Source organism: Sphingomonas sp. SAFR-052, assembly GCF_051965015.1.
Lineage (GTDB): Bacteria > Pseudomonadota > Alphaproteobacteria > Sphingomonadales > Sphingomonadaceae > Sphingomonas.
This window is the reverse complement of sequence record NZ_JBQCMO010000010.1, coordinates 39,452-62,284: the sequence shown is the minus strand read 5'-3', so window position 1 is coordinate 62,284 and position 22,833 is coordinate 39,452. Positions and strand designations below refer to the sequence as shown.

Annotated in this window: 21 protein-coding genes; 11 read left to right on the top strand and 10 right to left on the bottom strand. The window is 67.7% G+C overall.

Going from position 1 to position 22,833, the window contains the following annotated elements; translation table 11 throughout:
* Positions 1-65: 65 nt before the first annotated feature.
* The gene (locus ACTHQV_RS15990) at positions 66-518 is read right to left on the bottom strand and encodes a host attachment family protein (protein WP_440491681.1); all 453 of its coding nucleotides are present in this window, start codon (positions 516-518) and stop codon (positions 66-68) included.
* A gap of 95 nt (positions 519-613) precedes the next feature.
* Between ACTHQV_RS15990 and serS the strand changes: the two genes are divergently transcribed.
* The 6 genes from serS to ACTHQV_RS15960 are packed head-to-tail and all read left to right on the top strand — an operon-like array spanning position 614 to position 7,157.
* A complete protein-coding gene (gene serS, locus ACTHQV_RS15985) occupies positions 614-1,891 on the top strand; it encodes a serine--tRNA ligase (protein ID WP_440491680.1) in 1,278 nt (425 codons plus the stop codon).
* Between the two features lie 21 nt (positions 1,892-1,912).
* Positions 1,913-2,983, top strand: coding sequence for a peptidoglycan DD-metalloendopeptidase family protein (locus ACTHQV_RS15980; RefSeq protein ID WP_440491679.1), 1,071 nt, complete (start codon positions 1,913-1,915; stop codon positions 2,981-2,983).
* On the top strand, positions 2,980-3,990 hold the full coding sequence (locus ACTHQV_RS15975; protein WP_440491677.1) for a potassium channel family protein: 1,011 nt from the start codon (positions 2,980-2,982) through the stop codon (positions 3,988-3,990). Before ACTHQV_RS15980 ends, ACTHQV_RS15975 begins: the two co-directional genes overlap by 4 nt.
* Positions 3,990-4,334 (top strand): DMT family protein, encoded by a 345-nt coding sequence (locus ACTHQV_RS15970; RefSeq protein WP_440491675.1) that lies wholly within the window; start codon positions 3,990-3,992, stop codon positions 4,332-4,334. The genes ACTHQV_RS15975 and ACTHQV_RS15970 overlap by 1 nt, the downstream gene beginning before the upstream one ends.
* Before the next feature lie 52 nt (positions 4,335-4,386).
* Positions 4,387-5,715: a 30S ribosomal protein S12 methylthiotransferase RimO gene (gene rimO / locus ACTHQV_RS15965; RefSeq protein WP_440491673.1), complete on the top strand. Its 1,329-nt coding sequence runs from the start codon at positions 4,387-4,389 to the stop codon at positions 5,713-5,715.
* 59 nt (positions 5,716-5,774) lie between these two features.
* On the top strand, positions 5,775-7,157 hold the full coding sequence (locus ACTHQV_RS15960; protein WP_440491671.1) for a leucyl aminopeptidase family protein: 1,383 nt from the start codon (positions 5,775-5,777) through the stop codon (positions 7,155-7,157).
* A 24-nt stretch (positions 7,158-7,181) separates the two neighbouring features.
* Here the strand turns inward: ACTHQV_RS15960 and ACTHQV_RS15955 are convergent, their stop codons facing one another.
* Complete coding sequence (locus ACTHQV_RS15955) at positions 7,182-8,633, bottom strand: helicase HerA domain-containing protein (protein WP_440491669.1); 1,452 nt, start codon at positions 8,631-8,633, stop codon at positions 7,182-7,184.
* A gap of 93 nt (positions 8,634-8,726) precedes the next feature.
* Between ACTHQV_RS15955 and ACTHQV_RS15950 the strand changes: the two genes are divergently transcribed.
* Complete coding sequence (locus tag ACTHQV_RS15950) at positions 8,727-9,152, top strand: DUF2809 domain-containing protein (RefSeq protein WP_440491667.1); 426 nt, start codon at positions 8,727-8,729, stop codon at positions 9,150-9,152.
* Here ACTHQV_RS15950 and ACTHQV_RS15945 read toward each other — a convergent pair.
* The 3 genes from ACTHQV_RS15945 to ACTHQV_RS15935 are packed head-to-tail and all read right to left on the bottom strand — an operon-like array spanning position 9,077 to position 11,558.
* A complete protein-coding gene (locus ACTHQV_RS15945; protein WP_440491665.1) occupies positions 9,077-9,403 on the bottom strand; it encodes a 2Fe-2S iron-sulfur cluster-binding protein in 327 nt (108 codons plus the stop codon). The two genes, ACTHQV_RS15950 and ACTHQV_RS15945, sit on opposite strands and share 76 nt — an antisense overlap.
* Entirely contained in the window at positions 9,400-10,506 is a 1,107-nt protein-coding gene (locus tag ACTHQV_RS15940; protein WP_440491664.1) for a cysteine desulfurase family protein, read from the bottom strand. The genes ACTHQV_RS15945 and ACTHQV_RS15940 overlap by 4 nt, the downstream gene beginning before the upstream one ends.
* Entirely contained in the window at positions 10,503-11,558 is a 1,056-nt protein-coding gene (locus ACTHQV_RS15935; RefSeq protein ID WP_440491662.1) for a cysteine desulfurase family protein, read from the bottom strand. The genes ACTHQV_RS15940 and ACTHQV_RS15935 overlap by 4 nt, the downstream gene beginning before the upstream one ends.
* Before the next feature lie 86 nt (positions 11,559-11,644).
* On the opposite strand from ACTHQV_RS15935, the gene ACTHQV_RS15930 reads away from it, so the two are divergent.
* Both ACTHQV_RS15930 and ACTHQV_RS15925 read left to right on the top strand, forming a co-directional pair.
* Positions 11,645-12,301, top strand: a complete 657-nt coding sequence (locus tag ACTHQV_RS15930; protein WP_440491660.1) for an alpha/beta hydrolase — start codon at positions 11,645-11,647, stop codon at positions 12,299-12,301.
* A gap of 171 nt (positions 12,302-12,472) precedes the next feature.
* Entirely contained in the window at positions 12,473-12,700 is a 228-nt protein-coding gene (locus tag ACTHQV_RS15925; protein WP_440491659.1) for a hypothetical protein, read from the top strand.
* A gap of 3 nt (positions 12,701-12,703) precedes the next feature.
* On the opposite strand, the gene ACTHQV_RS15920 is transcribed toward ACTHQV_RS15925, so the two are convergent.
* On the bottom strand, positions 12,704-12,871 hold the full coding sequence (locus ACTHQV_RS15920) for a hypothetical protein (RefSeq protein WP_440491657.1): 168 nt from the start codon (positions 12,869-12,871) through the stop codon (positions 12,704-12,706).
* Positions 12,868-13,830: a threonine ammonia-lyase gene (locus ACTHQV_RS15915; protein ID WP_440491656.1), complete on the bottom strand. Its 963-nt coding sequence runs from the start codon at positions 13,828-13,830 to the stop codon at positions 12,868-12,870. The genes ACTHQV_RS15920 and ACTHQV_RS15915 overlap by 4 nt, the downstream gene beginning before the upstream one ends.
* Before the next feature lie 139 nt (positions 13,831-13,969).
* On the opposite strand from ACTHQV_RS15915, the gene ACTHQV_RS15910 reads away from it, so the two are divergent.
* Both ACTHQV_RS15910 and ACTHQV_RS15905 read left to right on the top strand, forming a co-directional pair.
* Entirely contained in the window at positions 13,970-15,211 is a 1,242-nt protein-coding gene (locus ACTHQV_RS15910) for a type III PLP-dependent enzyme (protein ID WP_440491654.1), read from the top strand.
* A 184-nt stretch (positions 15,212-15,395) separates the two neighbouring features.
* Positions 15,396-16,448: a 1,9-bis(guanidino)-5-aza-nonane synthase gene (locus ACTHQV_RS15905; RefSeq protein ID WP_242115386.1), complete on the top strand. Its 1,053-nt coding sequence runs from the start codon at positions 15,396-15,398 to the stop codon at positions 16,446-16,448.
* A 78-nt stretch (positions 16,449-16,526) separates the two neighbouring features.
* On the opposite strand, the gene ACTHQV_RS15900 is transcribed toward ACTHQV_RS15905, so the two are convergent.
* From ACTHQV_RS15900 to xrtA, 3 genes are all read right to left on the bottom strand, one after another.
* The gene (locus tag ACTHQV_RS15900) at positions 16,527-19,334 is read right to left on the bottom strand and encodes a DUF3857 domain-containing protein (protein ID WP_440491652.1); all 2,808 of its coding nucleotides are present in this window, start codon (positions 19,332-19,334) and stop codon (positions 16,527-16,529) included.
* 96 nt (positions 19,335-19,430) lie between these two features.
* Positions 19,431-21,317, bottom strand: coding sequence for an XrtA/PEP-CTERM system amidotransferase (locus ACTHQV_RS15895; protein WP_440491650.1), 1,887 nt, complete (start codon positions 21,315-21,317; stop codon positions 19,431-19,433).
* 2 nt (positions 21,318-21,319) lie between these two features.
* Positions 21,320-22,831 carry an exosortase A gene (gene xrtA / locus ACTHQV_RS15890; protein ID WP_440491649.1) on the bottom strand — a complete coding sequence of 504 codons (1,512 nt, stop codon included), beginning with the start codon at positions 22,829-22,831 and terminating at the stop codon, positions 21,320-21,322.
* Between the last annotated feature and the right edge of the window lie 2 nt (positions 22,832-22,833).

Genomic DNA, 22,833 nt, shown 5'->3' with positions numbered 1-22,833 from the left:
TCGGCCGCAAGACGACCGACGCCGCATAACGGGCCGCGCCTGACCACGTGCGGTCCGTCTGACGATCAGGCGGCGGTGATCAGCTTCTCGATCTGATCGACGGGGTGCCCGGTCAGGTCCTTGTCGAGTTCGCCGGCCAACCGGTCGCTGACCGTCTTGTGATAGTGCTTCCGCATTTCGCCCAGCGTCTTGGGTGGTGCGACCACGATCAGCGCTTCGAACTCATTCGCCAGCGCCCGCTTGCGCAGCAGTTCGGCGGCCTCGGCGGCAAAGCGGTCCTCGGCCTGCTGATGATAATCGGTCTCGCCCATACTGCCGCCGCCCTGCGCGAAATTGCCGCCACGGATCGACTGCGCCTGGCCTGCGGCATCGGTCTTCTGATGACGATCGGCGGGGTTCGCCTGCATGGCCTGATCCTCCACGATCAGGTTCGGGGTGTTCGCATCGCCTTCGTTGCGAAAGAACAGCATTTTGCGGCCATCGGCGACTAATACGCAGGCGTCATGGGGTATCCGCATTCCATCTCTCCTCGGGTTTCGCTGCCCGCCCAACGCACCGGCGGCGGCGGCGGTTGCGGCTTGCATGGCTGCGGATCGCTCGCCATAGCCCGGCCATGCACGATATCCGCCTGATCCGCGACGATCCCGCCGCCTTCGATGCCGCTCTTGCCCGCCGCGGCGTCGAGCCGCGATCGGCGGCACTCGCCGATCTCGACGAACGCCGCCGCGCGCTGCTGACCGAAGTGCAGGTCGCACAGGCGCGCCGCAACGAAGCGTCGAAGGCGATCGGCGCGGCCAAGGCGAGCCGCGACGAAACCACCGCCGCCGCGCTGATGGCAGAAGTCGCCGCACTGAAGGAACGGATGCCCGCGATCGAGGCGGAGGAAGCGACGCTCGCCGAGGAGCTGAACGCCAATCTTGCCGCGATCCCCAACCTGCCGCTTGCCGATGTGCCGCAGGGTGCCGACGAAGACGACAACGTGGTCGAGAAGACCGTCGGCGATCCGACTGCCTTCGGCTTCGACCCTCGCGAACATGACGCGATCGGCCCGGCCATCGGCCTCGATTTCGAAACAGGGGCCAAGCTGTCGGGCGCCCGCTTCACGCTGGTCCGGGGTGCTGCCGCCAAGCTGCACCGCGCGCTTGGCCAGTTCATGCTCGATACGCTGACCGGCATCCACGGCTATGAAGAGGTCGTGCCGCCGGTGCTGGTGCGCGGCGACGCGCTGTTCGGCACCGGGCAGTTGCCGAAATTCGCCGAGGACCTGTTTCGCACCACCGACGATCGCTGGCTGATCCCGACTGCCGAGGTCTCGCTGACCAATATCGTCGCCGGGCAGATCCTGCCCGAGCGCGAGTTGCCGCTGCGCTTCACCGCGCTCACCATGTGCTTCCGCTCGGAGGCCGGCGCCGCCGGGCGCGACACGCGCGGCTTCATCCGCCAGCACCAGTTCGAGAAAGCGGAGATGGTGTCGATCACCACCCCCGACCAGTCGGATGCCGAGCATGAACGGATGACGCAGGCGGCGGAGGATATTCTCAACCGCCTCGCCCTGCCGTTCCGGCGAATGAAGCTGTGCACCGGCGACATGGGTTTTTCGGCGGCACGGACCTACGACCTCGAAGTCTGGCTGCCGGGTCAGGCCCGCTATCGCGAGATTTCGAGCTGTTCGACCTGCACCGATTTCCAGGCGCGGCGGATGAACGCCCGCTACCGGCCGGAGGGGGAGAAGGCGACACGCTTCGTCCATACGCTCAACGGATCGGGCCTTGCGGTCGGACGCACGCTGGTCGCGGTGCTGGAGAATTACCAGCAGGCCGACGGCTCGGTCGTCGTGCCCGAAGCACTCCGGCGCTATATCGGACAGGATGTGCTGACCCCGGCGGGTTGAGCGACGAACGGGGGGGCGGCGATGCGGTTCGCGACACGGGCGATGATGGCGGCGGCGCTGACGATCGGCGCAAGCGGCTGTATCCCGTCCAACGAGCGCCGGGTCGCGACGGCGCAGGAACGGCCACCGACCATCGCCCCCGGCACGCCGCCCGCCACCGAACCGCAAGGGGAGGGCGTGACGTCGCTGCCGTCGCCCCCGCCGGCATGGGAAGCCAAGCGGGTCGAGCCGAACGCCCGCAGTGTCCCGCCCAGCAGCTATGTCGTCCGCCCCGGCGATACGCTGCGCGGCATCGCCAACACGACTGGCGCCGGGACCGAGGCGATCGCGCGCGCCAACAACCTGCCGCCGCCCTTCCTGATCCGCGCCGGGCAGCGGCTGACCATCCCCGGCGGCCGCTATCACATGGTGGGCAAGGGCGAGAGCGGCATCGCCATCGCCCGCGCCTATGGCGTCGACTGGTCGCGCATCGCCACTGCCAACGCGCTGACCGAGCCGTTCATCCTGCGCGCCGGACAGCGTATCCTGATCCCCGGCGACGCCCTGCCCCGCTCGGCAGCGGAGCGGGCGGCGGCGTTCCAGCTCGACATCGACGACATCCTCACCGGCGGCGAACCGGCGATCGAGCCGAACGCGCGCCCCGCCCCCGCCGTGACCTCGCCGCGACGCGTCCTGCCCTCGACCGCCGCCGTCGCACCGCCCAGCACCAATCCCGGCACGCTGATCTGGCCGGTCGATGGCCGCGTGTTCAAACGCTTCGGCGCGGGCGACAGCGGCGAGCGCAACAACGGCATCAAGATCGCGGTCCCGCTCGACACGCCGATCGCCGCCGCCGCCGCCGGCACCGTCGCTTATGTCGGCACCGGCGTGCCGGGATTGGGCGGCGTGGTCATCATCCGCCATGGCAGCGGGCTGACCACCGTCTATGGCCATGCCAGCCAATTGCTGGTCCAGCGCGGACAGGCCGTGAAGAAGGGGCAGAAGATCGCGCTGTCGGGCGACACCGGCTATGCCGAGCGTCCGGCGGTGCATTTCGAAATCCGCTCGGGCCGCACCCCGATCGACCCGCTGTCGCGGCTGCCGCGCCAGTGACCCCGCCCGCCCGCCGCGCGATCCTGCGGCAATCGTCGCCGCTGCCGGTCTGGGCGTCGATCCTGTGGCGGGTGGTCGCGGTGCTGACGCTGGTCGGTATCGCCGTCGCGGTGCACTGGTTCGATCGCGAAGGGCTGCGCGACAATTACGACGGCAAGGTCAGCTTTGCCGACGTCATCTACTTCACGATGATCTCGATCACGACGACCGGCTATGGCGATATCGCGCCGGTCACCGAACGCGCGCGACTATTCGATGCGTTGATCGTTACGCCGATCCGGGTGTTCGTCGTGCTGCTGTTCATCGGCACGACCTATCAATTCGTCCTTCGGCGCAGTTGGGAGCGTTGGCGCATGGCGCTGTTGCAAGACAAGCTGACCGGGCACATCGTCGTGGCCGGTTTCGGCAAGACGGGGTCGGAAGCGGTCGACGAACTGATCGCGCGTGGCGAGGATCCGCGCCGGATCGTCGTCATCGAACCGCACCAGACCCAGCTCGACGCTGCGCAGAAGCTGGGCTGCATCGTGCTGCAGGCGGATGCCACCCGCGATGCCACGCTGAACGACGTGTGCATCGCCCGTGCCCGCGCGCTGATCGTCGCGACCGGACGCGACGACACGTCGGTGCTGGTGACGCTGACCGCCCGCCACCTCGCCCCCGACCTGACGATCAGCGTGATCGTGAAGGCCGAGGATAACGAGTTTCCCGCCCGCGCCGCCGGCGCTACGACGGTCATCAACCCGGTCAGCTTCGCCGGACTGCTGCTCGCCGGATCGTGCCGCGGGCCGCACATCGCCGACTATATGCTCGACCTCGCCTCGATCGATGGCGCGGTCGCGCTGTCCGAACGCCCGGTCGCTCCGCATGAGGTCGGCCAGCCGCTGTCGGCGATCACCACCGGACTTGGCCTGCGCATCTATCGGCAGGGCGGCAAGATCCGGTTCGACAGCGAAGAAGCCCGCAACCTGCAACCCGGCGACACGATCGTCGAAGTGGTGACCCGATAATGCCCGACGCTGCCCGTCTCTGGCCGATCCTGCTGCTGATCGCCTCCAACATCTTCATGACCTTCGCCTGGTACGGCCATCTCAAGCACAAGGGCGCGCCCCTGTTCTTCGTGATCGTCGTCAGCTGGGGCATCGCCTTCTTCGAATATTGGCTTGCCGTCCCCGCCAACCGCATCGGATCGCAGGTCTATTCGGCGGCACAGCTGAAGGGGATGCAGGAGGTCATTACCCTCACCGTCTTCGCGATCTTTTCGGTCGCGTATCTGGGGCAGAAGATCACGGTCAACCACATGATCGGCTTCACGCTGATCGCCGGGGGCGCCTTCTTCCTGTTCCGGCAATAGGTTCCGCTGCCCCTATCATTTTTCGCCGAAATCGCTATGTGACGCGGCGATCATGGCAACTCGTCTTCCTTCGCCCCCCCGTGTCGGGATGGTTTCGCTCGGCTGTCCCAAGAACCTCGTCGACAGCGAACGCATCCTGACCAAGCTGCGCAGCGACGGCTATCAGATGTCGCCCGACTATGCCGGCGCCGATGTCGTGCTGGTCAACACCTGCGGCTTCCTTGATTCCGCCAAGGAAGAGTCGCTGGAAGCGATCGGCGAGGCGATTGCGGAGAATGGCCGCGTCATCGTCACCGGCTGCATGGGGCAGGAGGCGGAGACGATTCGCGCCCGCTTCCCGCAGGTGCTGGCCGTCACCGGCGCGCATCAGTATGAACAGGTCGTCGATGCGGTCCATGAAGCCGCACCGCCGATCCCCTCGCCCTTCGTCGATCTGGTCCCCGAGAGCGGTCTGAAGCTGACGCCGCGTCACTATAGCTATCTGAAGATTTCGGAGGGCTGCAACCATCGCTGCTCCTTCTGCATCATCCCGTCGATCCGCGGCGATCTGGTCAGCCGCCGGCCCGACGCGATCCTGCGCGAGGCGGAGAAGCTGGTCGCCGCGGGCACGAAGGAACTGCTGGTCATCAGCCAGGATACCTCAGCCTACGGCATCGACATCCGCCGCGAGCCGCGCGCGTGGAAGGGGCGCGAGGTCGTGCCGCACATGACCGATCTCGCCCGCGAACTTGGGGCAATCGCGCCATGGGTACGGCTGCACTATGTCTACCCCTACCCCCATGTCGACAGCGTCATCCCGCTGATGGCCGAGGGGCTGGTGCTGCCCTATCTCGACATTCCGTTCCAGCACGCCTCGCCCAATGTGCTGAAGGCGATGAAGCGCCCGGCGAACGATGCCAAGGTGCTCGAACGCCTGCGCGGCTGGCGTGAGGTTTGCCCCGATATCGCGATCCGTTCGTCGTTCGTCGTCGGCTTCCCTGGCGAGACCGAAGCCGATTTCCAGTATCTGCTCGACTGGCTCGACGAGGCACAGCTTGATCGCGTCGGCGCATTCCGCTTCGAACCCGTCGAAGGTGCCGCCGCCAACGCACTGCCCGATCCGGTGCCGGAGGCGGTCAAGGAAGAGCGCTACGCACGGATCATGGAAAAGACCGCCGCGATTTCGGCCGCGAAACTCGCCGCAAAGGTCGGCCGGACGATCGACGTCATCATCGACGAGGTTGGCGAAGAAGGTGGCGCGACCGGCCGCAGCACCGCCGACGCGCCGGGCATCGACGGTGAGGTATTCCTGCGCGACGCCGGGCATCTCGCCCAGGGCGATATCGTGAAGGTCGAGGTAGAGGACGCCGACGAACACGACCTGTACGGCGTGCCGCTCTAAAACCCTCGCCGTGGCGGGGAGGATTGCGTTTTCCGCGTGCCATCCCCACCATCGCGATCATGACACCGACGATCGTCGCCGACCGCGGGCAGGACGCCCGTACCATCCACCTGATCTCCGCCGCCGCCTTCGATGCTTGGTTCGCGTCGCAGCCGCCGCGCATCCTCACCGCCGCGACCGCGCAGCGCCTGACCGCCAAGCCCGGCAAGACCGCGACCCTGCCCGGCGAACAGCCCGAAGACTGGTCGGTCGCGACCGTCGTCACCGATCCCGAAGCACTCGCGTCCTGGGATCTCGCCCATCTGCCCGCGCAGCTTCCCGCCGGCGCCTACCGCCTAGCCACCGGCACCCCCGGCGCGGCGAAGCTCGGCTGGGCGACCGCGCAATACCGCTTCACCCGCTATCGTCGGGGCGAGGACGACGCTCCCCGCGTCCTGCTCTCGACCGAACCCGCCCGCATCGATGAAGCATTGCGACAGGCCGCCGCCACCGCCCGCGTCCGCGACCTGGTCAATACCGCCGCCGCCGATCTCGGCCCCGCCGAACTTGCCACCGCCGTCCGCACGCTGGGCGACGCGCACGGCGCGACCGTTACCGTCACCGCAGGCCGCGATCTCGAAACCGGCTATCCGATGATCCACGCCGTCGGAAAGGCCGCCGCCAAGGGCCGCGAGCCGCGCCTGATCGAACTGGTTTGGGGCAACTCCGCTCATCCGCGTGTCGCACTGATCGGCAAGGGCGTGTGCTTCGACAGCGGCGGCCTCGATATCAAGCCGTCTGCGGGCATGCGGCTGATGAAGAAGGATATGGGCGGTGCGGCCCATGCGCTGGCGCTGGCCGGACTGGTGATGGAGGCACACCTGCCCGTCCGGCTCCACCTGCTGATCCCCGCGGTCGAGAACAGCGTGTCGGCCGACAGCTTCCGCCCCGGCGACGTGCTCGCCACGCGCAAGGGGCTGACGGTCGAGAACACCAATACCGATGCCGAAGGTCGCCTCGTGCTCGGCGATGCGCTGACCAAAGCGTGTGAAGACCGGCCCGAGCTGCTGATCGACTTCGCGACGCTGACCGGTGCGGCGCGCGTGGCGCTCGGCCCCGATCTGCCCGCGACCTTCGCCAATGACGAAGCACTTGCCGCCGATCTGCTCGCGGCCGGCATGGCGGAGGACGACCCGCTGTGGCGGATGCCGCTCTGGGACGGCTATGACGACATGCTCAAGTCCGACATCGCCGACATGGTCAACGCCCCCGATGGCGGCATGGCCGGCGCGGTGACGGCGGCGCTGTTCCTGCGCCGCTTCGTGACGCCGGGTACGGCTTGGGCGCATCTCGACACCTTCGCCTGGCGCGCCGCCGCCAAACCCGGTCGTGCCAAAGGCGGCGAAGCATACGGCCTGCGCGCGACGTGGCGATTGCTGAAGGATCGGTATTCGAGACCGTAACATCCTCCCCGTCCCGGGAAGGACCTACGCCGCCTCGGCCGCTTCGGTCGTCCACCCCAGATGCGGCAGTGCGATCGAGCGCTTACCCGCCAGATCGATCCGGCACACCAGCAGATCGCGCCCCTCGATATAGGCCAGCAACCGCTTCACCCGCCCGAGCGAACTGGTGCCATAGGTCCGCGCGATCTCCGCATCACTGGGACACGGCCGCCCCTCGCGCGCCGCGCGCGCGATCAGCATGAACGCGCCAAGCATATCGTCGGGCAGCACGTCGGCGATCGCCAGCGCCTGCGCCCATTCGTCATCGGGCGCCTCGAAAATCCCCGCCCGCGCGCACGCCAGCCGCCGCGTGAACGCCGGCAGGTCGAGCGGAGGACGCGGCAGGCCGACCATCCGACACCGGACGTCGAAATCCTGATACAGTACCGCCGCCGCGCGCGGCTGATCGCCCTCGTCCTCGACCAGCGCGCGTAGCACGTCGGCGACGATGCTATCGGTCTCGTCCGCCGACCGTTCGGGCAGATCGGGAGCGACGTTCGTTCGCGGCGGCGCGGCGATCGCCGCCTCGACCGTCTCGGGCGGCGCAACATGCCGGATCGGCGGGCCGAGCGGCAGCATCGCCTCGACCGGAGCCAGCAACAAGTCCTTGATATCGGCCACCGGTGCGCTCGGCAGTGGGGTCAGCTTGGGACTGCCGCTGCGGGCAGAGGTCTGCACCGGCCCGATCCTGATCGACAGCGGCCGTCTCGACACCGCCGGTCCGAGCGCAAGAAAATGCCCGCGCTGCAGATCGCGGATCGCCTCCGCCTGTCGCCGTTCCATGCCCAGCAGGTCCGCCGCGCGCGCCATGTCGATGTCGAGAAAGGTCCGCCCCATCAGGAAGTTCGACGCCTCGGCCGCGACATTCTTGGCCAGCTTCGCCAGCCGCTGCGTGGCGATCACCCCGGCCAGCCCGCGCTTGCGCCCGCGACACATCAGGTTGGTCATCGCCGACAGCGATGCGCGCCGCACTTCCTCGACCACCTCGCCGCCGCCCGCCGGCGCGAACAGCTGCGCCTCGTCGACCACCACCAGCGCCGGGTACCAGTGCTCGCGTGGCGCATCGAACAGCGCGTTGAGGAACGCCGCAGCGCACTTCATCTGCCCCTCGGCCTCCAGCCCTTCTAGGCTGAGCACGACGGAGGCGCGGTGTTCGCGGGCGCGGGTGGCAAATTTCGCGACCTCACGCTCGCTATGGTCGGCGGCCTCGATCACGACATGGCCGTATGCCCCGGCCAGCGTCACGAAATCGCCTTCGGGATCGATCACCACCTGCTGGACATGGCCGGCGCTGCGTTCGAGCAGGCGGCGCAGCAGATGCGACTTTCCCGATCCCGAATTGCCCTGCACCAGCAATCGGGTCGCCAACAATTCTTCGAGATCAAGGGGAACGGTCTTGCCCGCCGGGTCCGTCCCCATATCGACGTTCACGGTCATCGCGGGTCTTTAGGCGGTGGTGCCGCATCGGGGCAAGCGCTTGCATCGGCGTCCGTCGCACGCCATGGCCGTTGCAGTTCGAGGAGAGCGACGATGCGACTGAACAGGGGCTATGCCGCACTGACCATCGCGCTGCTCGCGATCGAACTCGCCATCGCACTGTTCCTGAACGATCCGATCGTCCGCCCTTATGTCGGTGACGCGCTGGCGGTGGTGCTGGTCTATGCGGGCATTCGCGCCGTCACGCGATTGCCGGTCGTCCCGGCGGCGCTGATCGCGTTCGCGGTCGCCGTCGCGATCGAGTTCAGCCAGTATTTTCGTCTGCTGAAGGCAATCGGCCTCGACCAAAACCGGTTCGCCCGGATGATCCTCGGCAGCGGTTTCGATCCGAAGGACTTCATCGCCTATGCCAGCGGTGCCGTAGCGGTGCTGCTGATCGAGCGTTACCGCCGCGCGTCACGTGCCGATGCCGGAATCCGAACCGTCAGCCCGTCGAGCGAGTCGTCCAGCACGATCTGACACGCCAGCCGGCTGGTCGCGACCGCCCCTTCGGCGAAATCGAGCATGTCCTCCTCCTCCTCGCTGGCCGCGGGCAGGCGCGGCGCGTCAGCCGGATCGACAATCACATGGCAGGTCGAACACGCCATCTGTCCGCCGCACGTCCCCTCCAGCGGCAGGTCATAGGCCTGCGCGAGATCGAGCAGCCGGTCGCCCGCTGCGCCACGCGCTTCCTCGACGCTGCCGTCCGCCCGGACGAACCGGACGATCATCGCTGCCCCCGCGCCGCTTGATCGATCGCCTGCACCGCCGTCACCAGTTCCTCCTGCGTCGTGTACCGCCCGAAACCGACGCGGATCGCGTTCTTCGCCTGCGCATCGCTAAGTCCGATCGCGCGCAGCACATGGCTGGTCCGCCCCGACCCGCTGGCACAGGCCGATCCCGCCGAGAAGGCGATGTCGCGGCACTCGCTCATCAGCCGCGCGACGTCCAACCCATCCATCCGCACGTTCAGATTGCCGCGCCAGCGCGCCTCGCCATCGCCGTTCAGCACCCAGTCGGGTGCCGCCAGCACCGCACGCGCCGCGCTCCACAACGTCTCGATATGGGACGGCTCATCCTGCGCCAGCAACGCCGCCGCCTCCCCGAACCCTGCGCACAGGGCCGGACTGAGCGTCCCGGATCGCAACCCGCCCTCCTGCCCACCGCCATGCAGGATCGCCGCCGGCTCGGCGCCGGCCCGCGCCCACAGCGCCCCGATACCCTTCGGCCCATAGACCTTGTGCGCCGATACCGCGATGAGGTCGCAGGCGGCGACCGGCAGCGCGACCCGTCCCCAGCCCTGCACCGCATCGCAAAACATGACCGCCCCGACCGACCGCGCCAGTTCGCCGAGCCACGCGATCGGCTGCACCACGCCAATCTCGTTATTGACCAGCATCGCCGCGACCACCGCCGTCCGCTCGTCGATCGCCGCTTGTGCCGCGTCGCGATCGACCAGCCCATCCACTCCGACCGGCAGCACCACGACCTCCGCCCCTCGCCCAGCCAGCGCGCGGACGGTGTCGAGCACGCAGCTATGCTCGGTTGCGATCGTCACCACCTTCGACCGGCGCGCGCCGAGCCGTTCGAACGTGCCCGCAATCGCCCAGTTCGCCGCCTCGGTCGCGCCGCCGGTAAAGAACAGGCGCCCGTCCTCGCCTGGCGCCAGCGCCGCCGCCACCTGCGCCCGCGCGACTTCGACCGCCGCCTTCGCCCGCCGCCCCTCGCGATGCGGCGAATGCGGGTTGGCGTGATGGTCGCGCAGCCACGGCACCATCGCCTCGAACGCTTGGCGGGCCAGCGGCGTCGTCGCCTGATAATCGAGATAGGTCATCGCCGCCCCAGCCCGGCATAGGCATCGGCGAAGCGATCGAGTTCCTCGGGCGTGGTCGACCAGCCCAGGCTCACCCGGATCGTCCGGTCGGCGACCTCGCCCGCCACCCCAAACGCCGCCAGTGCGCGGCTGCGCTTCAGCGTCCCCGACGAACAGGCGCTTCCCGCCGATACCGCAAACCCCATCGCATCGAGCCGGATCAGTTGCGCGGCCGCCGGCAGGGTCGCATGCGCGACCGCGAAGATATGCGAGCATTGCACGCCGGGCTGGATCACCTCGCCCGCTTCGTACAGCCGATCCTTGAATCGGAACCGTTGCTCAATATCGGTCGCCCAGCCGTCGCCCCCCCCCGCCTCCAGCGCAGCGGCGAAGCCCAGCGCCCCGGGCACATTCTCAGTCCCGCCGCGATAGCCCGATTCCTGCCCGCCACCCGGCGCGACCATTGCATAGTCGCGCAGCAACAGTGCGCCGATCCCCGGCGGCCCGCCCAGCTTGTGCGCCGACACCACGATCATGTCGGCGTCGGGCAGCGGATGCTTCCCCACCGCCTGCGACGCATCGACCAGCACCAGCCCGCCCGCATCCCGCACCATCGCGATCGCCGGACTGTGGGACCCGGGCAGCAGCATCGTACCCGTTTCCGAATTGATCGCCTGCACCGCGACCACCGGGGGCGCTCCGTCGGCAAGATATCGCGCCAGCGCATCTTCGTCCGGTTCGCCCGCGACGATCGGCAGCACGTCCGCGCCCGGTGCGGCGCGCAACACCGCATCATGCTCGACCGCCGACACCAGCCGCCGCGCCCGCTTCGCGCGGCCTAGCCCGATCGCCAGCGCCTCGCTCGCGCCGCTGGTGAGGATCACCTCCCCGTCCCATCCCAGCTCCGCCGCGATCCGGCCGCGCGCGTCCTCCAGCATCCGCCGCGCTGCACGCCCCTCCGCATGGGGGCTCGACGGATTCGCCCAGCGCGCCATCCCGTCGGCGACGGCGGCGGCCGCTTGCGGACGGATCGGGGTCGTCGCGGCATGGTCGAGATAGATGCGGGTCGTCAAAACACTTCCGTTCCGATTGCGTAGGCCTATATAGCCGCGATCCCATTCCGCGCCATCGCCGCGCCCAATTGTCAGCAGGACGTCCCATGCCCGAAGTCATCTTCCCCGGTCCCGAAGGTCGACTGGAGGGCCGTTTCGCCCCCGCTCCCCGCCCGCGCGCGCCGGTTGCGATGATTCTACATCCGCATCCCTCGTCGGGCGGCACGATGAACAACCGCATCGTCCAGGAACTCTACAAGACGTTCCAGCGCCGCGGCTTCGCGACGCTGCGCTTCAACTTCCGCGGCGTCGGCAAGAGCCAGGGCACGTTCGACAACGGCGTCGGCGAATTGTCGGACGCTGCCTCGGCGCTCGACTGGGTGCAGAGCTTCCATCCCGAGGCGCAGACGACGTGGATCGCGGGCGTCAGCTTCGGCGCGTGGATCGGCATGCAGCTGCTGATGCGCCGTCCGGAAATCCGCGGCTTCATCTCGATTGCGCCGCCCGCGAACATGTACGACTTCACCTTCCTCGCGCCCTGCCCGTCCTCGGGCATCATCATCCAGGGCGATGCCGACGAAGTCGTCACCCCCGCCGCCACGCAGAAGCTGGTCGACAAGCTGCGGACGCAGCGGCACATCACCATCCATCACGACGTGATCCCCGGCGCCAACCACTTCTTCCAGAACGAGATGCCCGAACTGATGGGCAGCGTAGACCGCTATCTCGACATGCGGCTGGATCCCAACTCGCCGATCAAGTAAGTCCGACGCCGCGGGTCGCTACGCCGACCCGTGCCTTTGCGTCGGACCGGCCGGCGGTGCCGATCGGCACCGACCGACGACGTGGCTTCGCCGTGGCGCGCCTTTCAAGCTTGCCATATTGCATCAACGCCATAGGATACCGGCAACCCTCCGTTACAGGACGACCGGACCATGCTGACCTTGCTGCTGCTCGCCGCCGCGACCCAGACCGCGCCCGCTGCGCAAGCCCCGAAGCCTGAAAAGAAAATCTGCCGCCGCGAGGTAACGACCGGATCGATCATGGCGCGGCCGGTCTGCCATACCAAGGCGGAGTGGATGCAGATAGACAACCAGAACGCGGCCAATGCCGGGCAGGCGCTCGACCAGCGCAGCTACCGCATGTCGCCGCAACGCGACTGACGCTCACACCGTCCAGATCGCGACGTTCCCGATCATAACCAGCGCGCAGACCAGCATCAGGCTGCCGTTGCGCCGCTCGCCCCGCGCGATCATGCGGATGCCGAACACGATCAGCAGGATCGCGACCAGCATCAGCACGCCGAGCAGCGTTCCCGCCGGACCGGGCGTCACGCGGCGATGACCTTGCCATAGGCGACGGGATCGACATTGCCGCCGGACACCAGCACCAGCGTGCCCGGCATCACCGCGACGCGTTTTGACAGGATCGCCGCCAGCGCCACCGCGCCACCCGGCTCGACCACCGACCGCAATTGCCGCGCCGCCCAGCGTTGCGCCTCGGCGATCTCGCCTTCGCTGACCGCGACGCCGGTTGCCCCGCGTCGCGACAGTACGTCGAAGGTCCGTTCGGCCACCCGCATCGTCTGAAGCGCGTCGCACGCGGTCGGCGGCGGCGTATCGCCGACCGGCTCGATCCACCCGGCCTCCAGGCTGCGGCGCATGTCGTCCCATCCCTCGGGCTCGACCGTCACCATCTCGGCATCGGGCAGCGCCAGCGCGATCCCCGCCGCCAATCCTCCGCCACCGCACGGCACGATCACGCGCGACGGCGCGGGCAGCCGGGCCGCCACCATCTGCTCGGCCGCCTCGATCCCCGCCGATCCCTGCCCCTCGATCACCCACGCATCGTCGAAACTCGGCACCAGCGTCGCGCCGCGGGCATGCGCCAGATGCGCGGCGATCTTTTCGCGGCTCTCGGTCGCCCGGTCGTAGCGAACGACCTCTGCGCCCAGCGCCATCGTCGCGCGCAGCTTCGTCTCGGGCGCGTCGGCGGGCATCACGATCGTCGCGGCGATCCCCAGACGTTTGGCCGCCCACGCCACCCCTTGCGCATGATTGCCCGAGGAGAAGGCGACGACCCCGCGCGCCCTCGATTCGTCGCTCAACGCCGTCAACCGGTGCCACGCACCACGCAATTTGAACGCGCCGATCGGTTGCAACGATTCCATCTTCAAAGCGACCGGCAAGCCATTGATTTCGCGTATCATCAGTGGCGAGGGCGGCAGGATTTCCGCGATCTTCGCGGCGGCGTCGCGCACGCCGGCGCGGGTAGGTTGTCGCATAATCGTCATAAATTGCACTTTCTGCCGCACAGACACTTTACATCAAGGTTTGTGGGTCATAGATCGCGCCTCCGCTGCCCCATGGGACTTCCAACCGCAAGGCAGCTTTTGTCACCGTATGCCGAAAGGCAATTGGAGGTCCCTTGAATTGGCCAAGCACCATAGCGCGCTGGGGCTAGCTGCCCCCTTTATCGCCCGTGACTCCTCGTTCGAGCGCGGGATCGACATTGCAGAGCGCCGACCGGTCGAACCGGTAACGCTCGTTCGCCCGCACGCCGCCGCGCGCGCAGCCCGATTCTTCGTCGAGAAGTTTCCGGGGCGCTCGATGTATGCGGTAAAGGCGAATCCGTCGCCCGACCTGCTCGCTGTCCTGTGGGACAACGGCATCGTCCACTATGACACCGCGTCGATCGGCGAGGTTCGTCTGGTGAAGTCGACGTTGCCGGACGCAGTTTGCCACTTCATGCACCCGATCAAGGCGCCGGAAGCGATTGCCGAAGCCTATTTCGAGCATGGCGTGCGCACCTTCTCACTCGACAGCATGGACGAACTGCGCAAGATCGAGGCCGCGACCAATGGCGCGACCGATCTGACGCTGTGCGTACGCATGCGCGTGTCGTCCGAATATGCGAAGCTGTCGCTGGGGTCGAAGTTCGGTGTGGGTCCGGGCGAGGCGAAGGAGTTGCTGATCGCGACCCGCCAGGTCGCCGACGCGCTCGGCATCTGTTTCCATGTCGGCAGCCAGACCATGTCGCCCGACGCGTACAGCAACGCGATGGAGCGAGTCCGTGGTGCGATCGTCGATGCCGGCGTCACCGTCGACGTCATCGATGTCGGTGGCGGCTTCCCGTCGCGCTATCCAGGCATGACCCCGCCGCCGCTGGAGCGTTTCTTCGAAACGATCCACCGCGCGTTCGAAAGCCTGCCGGTCAGCTACTCGGCCGAACTGTGGTGCGAGCCGGGCCGGTCGCTGTGCGCCGAATACGCCTCGGTCGTCGTCCGCGTCGAGCATCGCCGCGGGTCGGAGCTGTTCATCAACGACGGCGCCTATGGCTCGTTGTTCGATGCCGCGCATATCGGCTGGAAATATCCGGTGCAGCTGCTGCGGCAGCCGGAATCGGACGCGCGCGATATGGACTTCAGCTTCTGGGGTCCGACCTGCGACGATATCGACCAGATGCAGGGCCCGTTCCCGCTTCCGGCCGATACCCGCAGCGGCGATTATTTCGAGATCGGTATGCTCGGCGCCTATGGCTCGGCGATGCGCACCGCGTTCAACGGCTTCGGCAATGGCGAGACCGTCGTGACCGACGACGAACCGATGGAGTCGATGTATATCGAGCTCGATCCCGTTCCGGCGTTCGTGTCGAACAACGTCGTCAAGCTGTAACGCCTTTATCCTAACCGACCACCTCCCCCTTCCCACATCTGGCGGGAGGGGCCGGGGGTGGGCTTTGCATGGCTTTGCCGCTATGCGACCGCCATCGGCTCCTCCCGCGCTTTGTGGGCAGGAGGCCAACCGGGTTTCCGCGTCCCCATAACGACGACGGCTTATCGATGATGATGGGACCATCATGACCGACACGACGATCAACGACACCCGCAAGGCCGAACTGCTTTCGACCACCGTCGAGCATGTCGACATCACCAAGTTCGACGCCCGCCCGATCATCGACGCCATGGGCAAGATGAGCTTCACCAGCCGCGACCTCGCGCGCGCCACCCGCATCTACAACCAGATGCTGGAGGACAAGGACTGCTCGATCTTCCTCGTGATCGCAGGCTCGACCTCGGCCGGCGGCTGCATGGACCTCTATGCCGAACTGCTGCGCTCGAACATGATCGACGGCGTCGTCGCCACCGGCGCGTCGATCGTCGACATGGATTTCTTCGAAGGGCTTGGCCACAAGCATTACCAGGCGCTGGAAATCCCCGACGACAATACGCTGCGTTCGCTCTACATCGACCGCATCTACGACACCTATATCGACGAAGAGCAGCTGCAGGACTGCGACCACACGATCGGCAAGATCGCCGACTCGCTGGAGCCCAAGGCCTATTCGTCGCGCGCCTTCATCCGTGAGATGGGCAAATATCTGTCGGAGCACGGCAAGAAGGAAAACAGCCTCGTCAAGCTCGCCTACGAGCATGACGTGCCGATCTTCTGCCCGGCATTCGTCGACAGCTCGGCCGGCTTCGGTCTGGTCAAGCACCAGGTCGACCGCGCGAAGGAAGGCAAGCCGTACATGGTGCTCGACGCCATCGCCGACTTCCGCGAACTGACCGATATCAAGATCAAGGCCGGCACCACCGGCCTGCTGATGATCGGCGGCGGCGTGCCGAAGAACTTCATCCAGGACACGGTCGTCTGCGCCGAGATCCTCGGCCATGACGATGTCGAGATGCACAAGTACGCGGTGCAGATCACGGTCGCCGACGTGCGCGACGGCGCCTGCTCGTCGTCGACGCTCAAGGAAGCGGCCAGCTGGGGCAAGGTCGACACCGCGCTCGAACAGATGGTCTTTGCCGAAGCCGGTTCGGTCATGCCGCTGCTGGCGTCGGACGCCTATCACCGCGGCGCGTGGAAGGACCGTGCGAAGCGCGCCTTCGGCAAGATGTTCGACTGATCCTCGACACATCGCTGCAAATGGAAACGGCGGGGGAGCGATCCCTCGCCGTTCTCGTATGGAGGGTGTTGCCGCCGCCTACATCTTGAATCCGAACCGTGCATATTGCCGATCGATCTGCGGCGCGACCCGCCGGGCCATCGCCAGATCGGCGACCGCATCGGCATCGCGTTTCATCGCCTTGAGCACCGCCGCGCGCAGATAGCGGCTGCCGGCCATATCGGGTTCGGCCGCCAGCACCGCGTCGAGATCGGCCAGCGCCTCAGGATAGCGGCCCATCCGGTACCAGACCATCGCCCGGCTATCGAGCGCGGCGAGCGTGCTGTCGCTGAGCTCGATCGCGCTGGTGCAGTCCTTGAGCGCGGTATCGAGCATCAGCGACCGCGTGCCCTTGATCCAGCAGCGCCCGTTCAGCAGGTTCGGCGACCCCGGCTTCTCGGCGATCATCGCGTCGTACAGCTTGACCGCCTCCGCCGCATCACCGAACTCGCCGATCAGCGCTGCCTTGTCCTGCCGTGCCGCACGTTTCTGCTCGCCGCCCAGTGCGATCCGCTGGTCGAGCAGCGCGACTCCGCCGGGGAGGTCGCCATTCTCCGCCTTCAGCCACGCCAACCGCGCCGTCGCACCCTGGTTCGACGGGTCGAGTTGCCGCGCGCTGTCGGCATCGGCCAGCGCCTTCGCCCGGTCGCCCAGCATGTCGTGGACATAGGCACGCTGCAGATACATCTCGATGCTCGGTTCCTTGGCGATCACCCGGTCGAGATCGGCCAGTGCGCCGCGGTAGTTGCCGACCCCGCTCTCGAAATTGGCACGGCTGAGATAACCGCTCATCTCGTCGGGATCATCGGCGATCGCCTTGCCATAGACCGAACGGATCGCCTTGATCTGGCTCGACTGCGCGACGGTCGCGGCGTCGAGCGTCCAGCGGCGCGGCGTATCGGCCGGCGCGATCAGACGCGGGATGTTGGCGGTCGCCGTCGCCACCGCATCACGTTCGCCTGCGATCCGCGCCGCCGGCACCTCGATGCCCAGCGCGTCCATCCGTTCGTCCATGGCCAGCGTGCCGTTGGTGAGCCGCGTCGTCCGCTTGACGACATGGCCGGCCAGCCGCTGGTCGGTATCGGCCGTGCCGTCGAGCGTGAAGCCGCGTCCGGCATCGGGCAGCCGGACCCGCAAGTGCCGTTCCACGCCGAACACCGGCGGCGCGACGACCGGGATGCCGTTCCAATCGGGACGGCTGCGGTCGGGCGCGAAGGTCAGGTCGCTGAGCGGCCCACCCAGCGCCCGCTTGCGCCGTCGGTCCTCCATCGCCCATTTGGTGCCGACCACGCCCGCCGCGCGCACGACGACATCGCCGCTCACCGGATCGGGCGTTATCGTCCCATCCGCGAACTGCCCTTCGCCGACCGCCTGTTGCAAGATCGTCGAGATTAGCTCGCGCTGTTCCTTAGCTCCCATCTGGCTCTTCGCCGCACGCAACTGCGCCGCCATCACTCCGTGCGCGACCAGCGTGACCTGAACGGCACTGGGCAGGTCGACTGCGCCGCTTTCGTCGGCCTCGACGGTCACGCTGGCAAAGGGTCGTGCATTGGCATGGGTTTCGATCCGTATCGGCTCGGCACCCGCGACGCGGAGCGGCAGGACATAGCCGACGCCCGGCGTGTCATGGATATCGGCGATGCGCGCATTGCTGCCGGTGCCGTCGAGCCACAACGTCTCGCCACCGATCGTCGCCCGCACGAACACATGGTTGAACGCCGCCGCACTCGGCAGCCGTTCGGGGACGAAGTCGCCCATGCCGACGCTCGCGATCACCGGCTCCGCCTCGATCCCCATTTCCCGCAGCATGGCCAGCAGCAACAACGTCTTCGCCTTACAATCGCCATAGCGGACTTCCCACGTCTTCGCAGGGGTTTGCGGGACATAGTTGCCGCCGTCCATCCCGACCGCGAGGTACCGGATCTTGTCCTGCACCACCTCCAGTGCGCGCTGCGCCCGGCCGATCGGCGTTGCCTCCGCCTTCATGATCGCTGCGACTTCGGCGGCGATCGGACCACCGCCCGTCACCAGCCCGTCGGTCCTGTACAGCGTGGCAAAGGTTTTCGACACATCGGCCCAGTCGGCGAAGCTCGCCACCTCCATCAGCGGCGGATGACGGAAACGCGACGGCGCATCCTCCGGCATGTCTTTGGGCTTGGCCAACGGTAGCGCGAAGCTGAGTTCGGTAAAGTCGCCCTTGGTCACCGGCGTCGCCTGCACGCCTTCGGCGAGGAAACGGTATTTGGGCTGGCTCCCCTTCGGCCAGCTATAGCGGACCCGCCCCGCCCCGATCCGCATGGGGGCGGCGACCAGCGGGATGACGTCCTGCACCCGACCACGCAGCGCCGCATCGCGCCCGGTGACCGAGAAGCGCATGTCGAGGATATCGCCGACCTCCAGCCCCTCGACCGCCATCGTCGCGGTCAGGATGCCGGTCAGCTCGCGCTGTTCCAGCGACTGTTCACGTCGCAGCACGACGAATTTCTGCCCCTTCGCCAACAGGTCGATGCGCTGGTCGCCGCGCAGGATGGTCAGGCCATGGACGATCAGGTCGCCCTTGTCCGGTGCCCATGGCAGCGTTAGCGTCGCCGCCTGCGACAGCATCTCGCTGCTGGCGATCCGCGTCTGTTGATGGACATAGGACCACAACCGGTCGCCCTCGATCCGCTTCTGGAAATCCAGCAGAACGATCGGCGGCAATTCCTCTCCGGCGGTGGCCGGAACGGCGGGCGGTGCGATCACCCATGCCGGCGCAGGTTGATACAGGGGCGTATCGCTCGCCCATGCCAGTGCCGGAATACATACCGCTGCCATCGCCGCAGCGCGAGCCATCACGAAAGGCTTCACGTCGTCCCCCTTGTCCACCGGCCCCCGCCGGTATGCCAAGGTCTATCGCAGTGCCCCGACTTGTCGAGTGGCGATCGGGTGCAGATTCGAAGGAGATCAGGCGAACAGCTGCGTGGCGCTGCGCTCCAGCATCACCAGCTGCCACAGCGTCCGGCCATGCTCGGCCCGCCCAGCCCGGTGGTCGGCGACGATGCGTTCGATCGCGTGCAGGTCGAACCAGCTTGCCAGCATCGGCGATCGGGCGAGCGCGGCAGCCTCATCGGCCAGTGCCCCACGAAACCACGCACTGACCGGCGTCACGAATCCCATTTTGGGGCGGTAGAGGATGTCGCGCGGCAGCCATGGCTCCAGCGCCTTCTTCATCAACCATTTGCCCTCGCCGCGCCGCAGCCGCAGTTTCGGCGGCAGGGTCGCGCAGAACTCGATCAGCCGGTGATCGAGCAACGGCTCGCGCGCTTCCAGCCCGACCGCCATGCTCGTCCGGTCGACCTTGGTCAGGATATCGCCCGGCAACCAGTGGCGGAAATCGGCATATTGCGCACGGTCGAGCGCATCGCGACCCGGCGCCTGCCGCATCGCTGCGACATAGCGGTCCTCGCCACGATGCCCGCCCAGTTGCCGAGCCATTGCCGGTGTATAGAGCGCCTGCCGCACGCCGGGCGTCGTCACCCCAACCGCACCGGCATAGGCTTCATCGCCATCCTGCGCCAATGCCAGCAGCGTCGTCTTGGCACGGAACGGGCGCGGCGCCCAATCGGCCTTGGGATAGACATCGCCCAGCGCCCCGAACACCGGCTCGCGAAACCCCGGTGGCAGCAATCCGCGCACCCGCTCCTCGGCGGCATGGAACTTGTACCGCCGATATCCGGCCAGCGCCTCATCGGCACCATCGCCCGACAGCGCCACCGTCACCCGCTCGCGCGCCAGTGCACAGACACGGTAGGTCGCCAGCGCAGAAGCATCGGCAAAGGGTTCGTCGAACGCCGAGACCAGCGTGTCGATCAGCGCGAAGTCGTCCGACTGCACCGTCCGCACCGCATGATCGGTGGCAAAGCGCGTGGCGATAGCGGCCGCGGGCGCGCGTTCGTCATGCCCGGCCTCGTCGAAGCCGATGGTGCAAGTTCGCACCGGCGCCTTGCTCGCCTCCGCCATCAGCGCGACGACCGCCGACGAATCGACCCCGCCCGAAAGGAACGCGCCGAGCGGGACGTCGGCGACCATCCGCGACCGCACCCCCTGCCGCATCCGCTCGACCAGCTCGGCCTCCAGATCGCGCGCGTTGCCCTTCGCGCGCTTCGAAAAGTCGATATCCCACCAGCGCACCGGCGGCGGCACCGGCCGCCCGCGCTGCATCAGCAGGAAATGCCCGGCCGGCAACTTGCGCACGCCGGCGACGATACAGGCGTCGTCGGGCACATAGCCGAGCGCCATGTAATCCTCGATCGCCCGGCTGTCGGGTGTCCGCCGCACCAGCGGATGCGCCAGCAACCCCTTCAGTTCGGACGCGAACACCACCGCGCCATCGGCCAATTCGACATAGTGAAGCGGCTTCACCCCCATCCGGTCGCGCGCGATGAACAGCGACTGGCGATCGGCGTCGTGGATCGCAAAGGCGAACATGCCGTTCAGCCGCGCCAGCATGTCCGGCCCCCATGCCCTCCATGCGTGCAGCAGCACCTCGGTATCGCCCTGCGTTCGGAACACCGCGCCCTGCGCGATCAGTTCGGCGCGCAATTCGGCGAAATTGTAGATCTCGCCATTGTACGTGACGACGATTCGCTCACCGGGCAGCGCCATCGGCTGCGGACTACCCGCCACGTCGATGATCGACAGCCGGCGATGGCCGAGCCCCACGCCCAGCGCCGTCCAGACTCCCGACCCGTCCGGCCCGCGATGCGCTTGCGCGTCGGTCATCGCGACGATCCGCGTCGGATCGACCGGCTTGGGGCTGGCGGGATAGAAGAGGCCGGCGATGCCGCACATGGTCAGTCTGCTCCTGCGGCGCGATCGGCGATGGCGTCGACCGGTCCCGCCGCGCGCAGGAAATCGGCGATGGCGGCGCGCGGATCGCCCGCGCCCTTCTGCGCCGATACCAGCACCGCCACCCCACGCTGGCGCCCGCCCATCAGCCGCGTCTTCAGCGTTTCCAGCTTGACCCGATCCTCGCTGCCGGTCGTGATCGATCCGATGCGATACCAGGTCGCGACCTCGCGCTCGACCGGGCCGGGGGCGGCCATGCGCAGCGCACGGCCGCCCGCGATCGGGGGGGTATCGGCGATGCGGACCCAGCGGTCGTTCTCGCGGATCGGTCCCTGTCCGAACCCGACCAGCTCATGCCCCTCGCCCTGCGCGGCATAGACGGCGATCGCCATGTCGACGCTCTGCCCGCGCGCATCGCCATAGCGGCCAATCAGGAAATGGTCGGCACCCGGATAGTTGGGCACCCATGGCTCGCCGGTGATCGCGATCCGCTGCCACCCCGGTACGGCCGGCAGGTCGATCCGCTCGGGCAGGCGGTCGGCGCGGCTGTCGATCACCCATCCCCATCCGGCAAAGGCAACGGCAATGCCCAGCACCGTGCCTGCCGCCATCGACCGGTCGGCGACGCGCATCGGCATCGCTTGCACCCGCGCGACGTCGAACCACGGCGCATCGGGATCGCGGTCGAACCATCGCCACCCGATCGCCAGCACGCCGGCCATGGTTAGCGCGAAGAAGACCCAGCCATAGACGATATGGTCGAACCCGGTCGCCGCCTCGACCGAGGTCAGGTGCGCGGCATAGATCGTCCCCGCCGCGCGCACGCCATTGGCCAGCACCGGCACGACCAGCGCCAGCGCCATGAACCCCGCCCGCCGCGGCCAGGCCACGTAACAAACATTGGCGACCAGTGCGCCGTACGCGATCATCGCGATCACGAACTTCGCGCCCGAACATGCCTCGGCCACCTCGAAATAGCCGTTCGGGATGGTGATGAGCACCCCGTCAACACTCGCCGGCACCCCCAGCGCGTGGAGAATCGGCATGGTCAGCGCGACCGTCACCGATTGCAGCCACGGCTCCATGAAGTCGCCGAACGGCACGAGGAAGAACATATAGCCGAGCGGAAACAACAGCCCGCGCGCGACACGCGGTCCCAGCAGCGTGACCACCGCCCCCTGCAACAACATCACCAGCCCGACATGCCGGAACAGCGCCACCGCCGCCGCCTCCCCGACCAGCCAGCCCAGACCGCCCGCGCCGACGATCGCCAGCCCCGGCAACCACGCCCCCGGCTGCAACGCCAGCACCTCGCGCCGCCGCTGCCATACCAGCCAGCCGATGATCGGGACCACGAACAGGCAATGGCCATAGGTGGTCGAATTCCACCAGATATCGACGACATCGCCGACATCGCGTCGAAAGATCAGCAGCAGCGCTGCCCAGATGCCGCTAAGCGCGATCAGCGACCGCCGCCATTCGGGCGTCAACACCTGCGCCGGCCGCTCGATCGCCACGC

Coding starts and splice junctions, on each gene's coding strand:
- ACTHQV_RS15930 (WP_440491660.1), top strand. CDS start 11,645: ATGCCCGAAGTCATCTTCCCCGGTCCCGAAGGTCGACTGGAGGGCCGT.
- serS (WP_440491680.1), top strand. CDS start 614: ATGCACGATATCCGCCTGATCCGCGACGATCCCGCCGCCTTCGATGCC.
- ACTHQV_RS15895 (WP_440491650.1), bottom strand. CDS start 21,317: ATGTGCGGCATCGCCGGCCTCTTCTATCCCGCCAGCCCCAAGCCGGTC.
- ACTHQV_RS15980 (WP_440491679.1), top strand. CDS start 1,913: ATGCGGTTCGCGACACGGGCGATGATGGCGGCGGCGCTGACGATCGGC.
- ACTHQV_RS15915 (WP_440491656.1), bottom strand. CDS start 13,830: ATGACGATTATGCGACAACCTACCCGCGCCGGCGTGCGCGACGCCGCC.
- ACTHQV_RS15960 (WP_440491671.1), top strand. CDS start 5,775: ATGACACCGACGATCGTCGCCGACCGCGGGCAGGACGCCCGTACCATC.
- ACTHQV_RS15905 (WP_242115386.1), top strand. CDS start 15,396: ATGACCGACACGACGATCAACGACACCCGCAAGGCCGAACTGCTTTCG.
- ACTHQV_RS15945 (WP_440491665.1), bottom strand. CDS start 9,403: ATGATCGTCCGGTTCGTCCGGGCGGACGGCAGCGTCGAGGAAGCGCGT.
- ACTHQV_RS15990 (WP_440491681.1), bottom strand. CDS start 518: ATGCGGATACCCCATGACGCCTGCGTATTAGTCGCCGATGGCCGCAAA.
- ACTHQV_RS15970 (WP_440491675.1), top strand. CDS start 3,990: ATGCCCGACGCTGCCCGTCTCTGGCCGATCCTGCTGCTGATCGCCTCC.
- ACTHQV_RS15950 (WP_440491667.1), top strand. CDS start 8,727: ATGCGACTGAACAGGGGCTATGCCGCACTGACCATCGCGCTGCTCGCG.
- ACTHQV_RS15955 (WP_440491669.1), bottom strand. CDS start 8,633: ATGACCGTGAACGTCGATATGGGGACGGACCCGGCGGGCAAGACCGTT.
- ACTHQV_RS15940 (WP_440491664.1), bottom strand. CDS start 10,506: ATGACCTATCTCGATTATCAGGCGACGACGCCGCTGGCCCGCCAAGCG.
- rimO (WP_440491673.1), top strand. CDS start 4,387: ATGGCAACTCGTCTTCCTTCGCCCCCCCGTGTCGGGATGGTTTCGCTC.
- ACTHQV_RS15925 (WP_440491659.1), top strand. CDS start 12,473: ATGCTGACCTTGCTGCTGCTCGCCGCCGCGACCCAGACCGCGCCCGCT.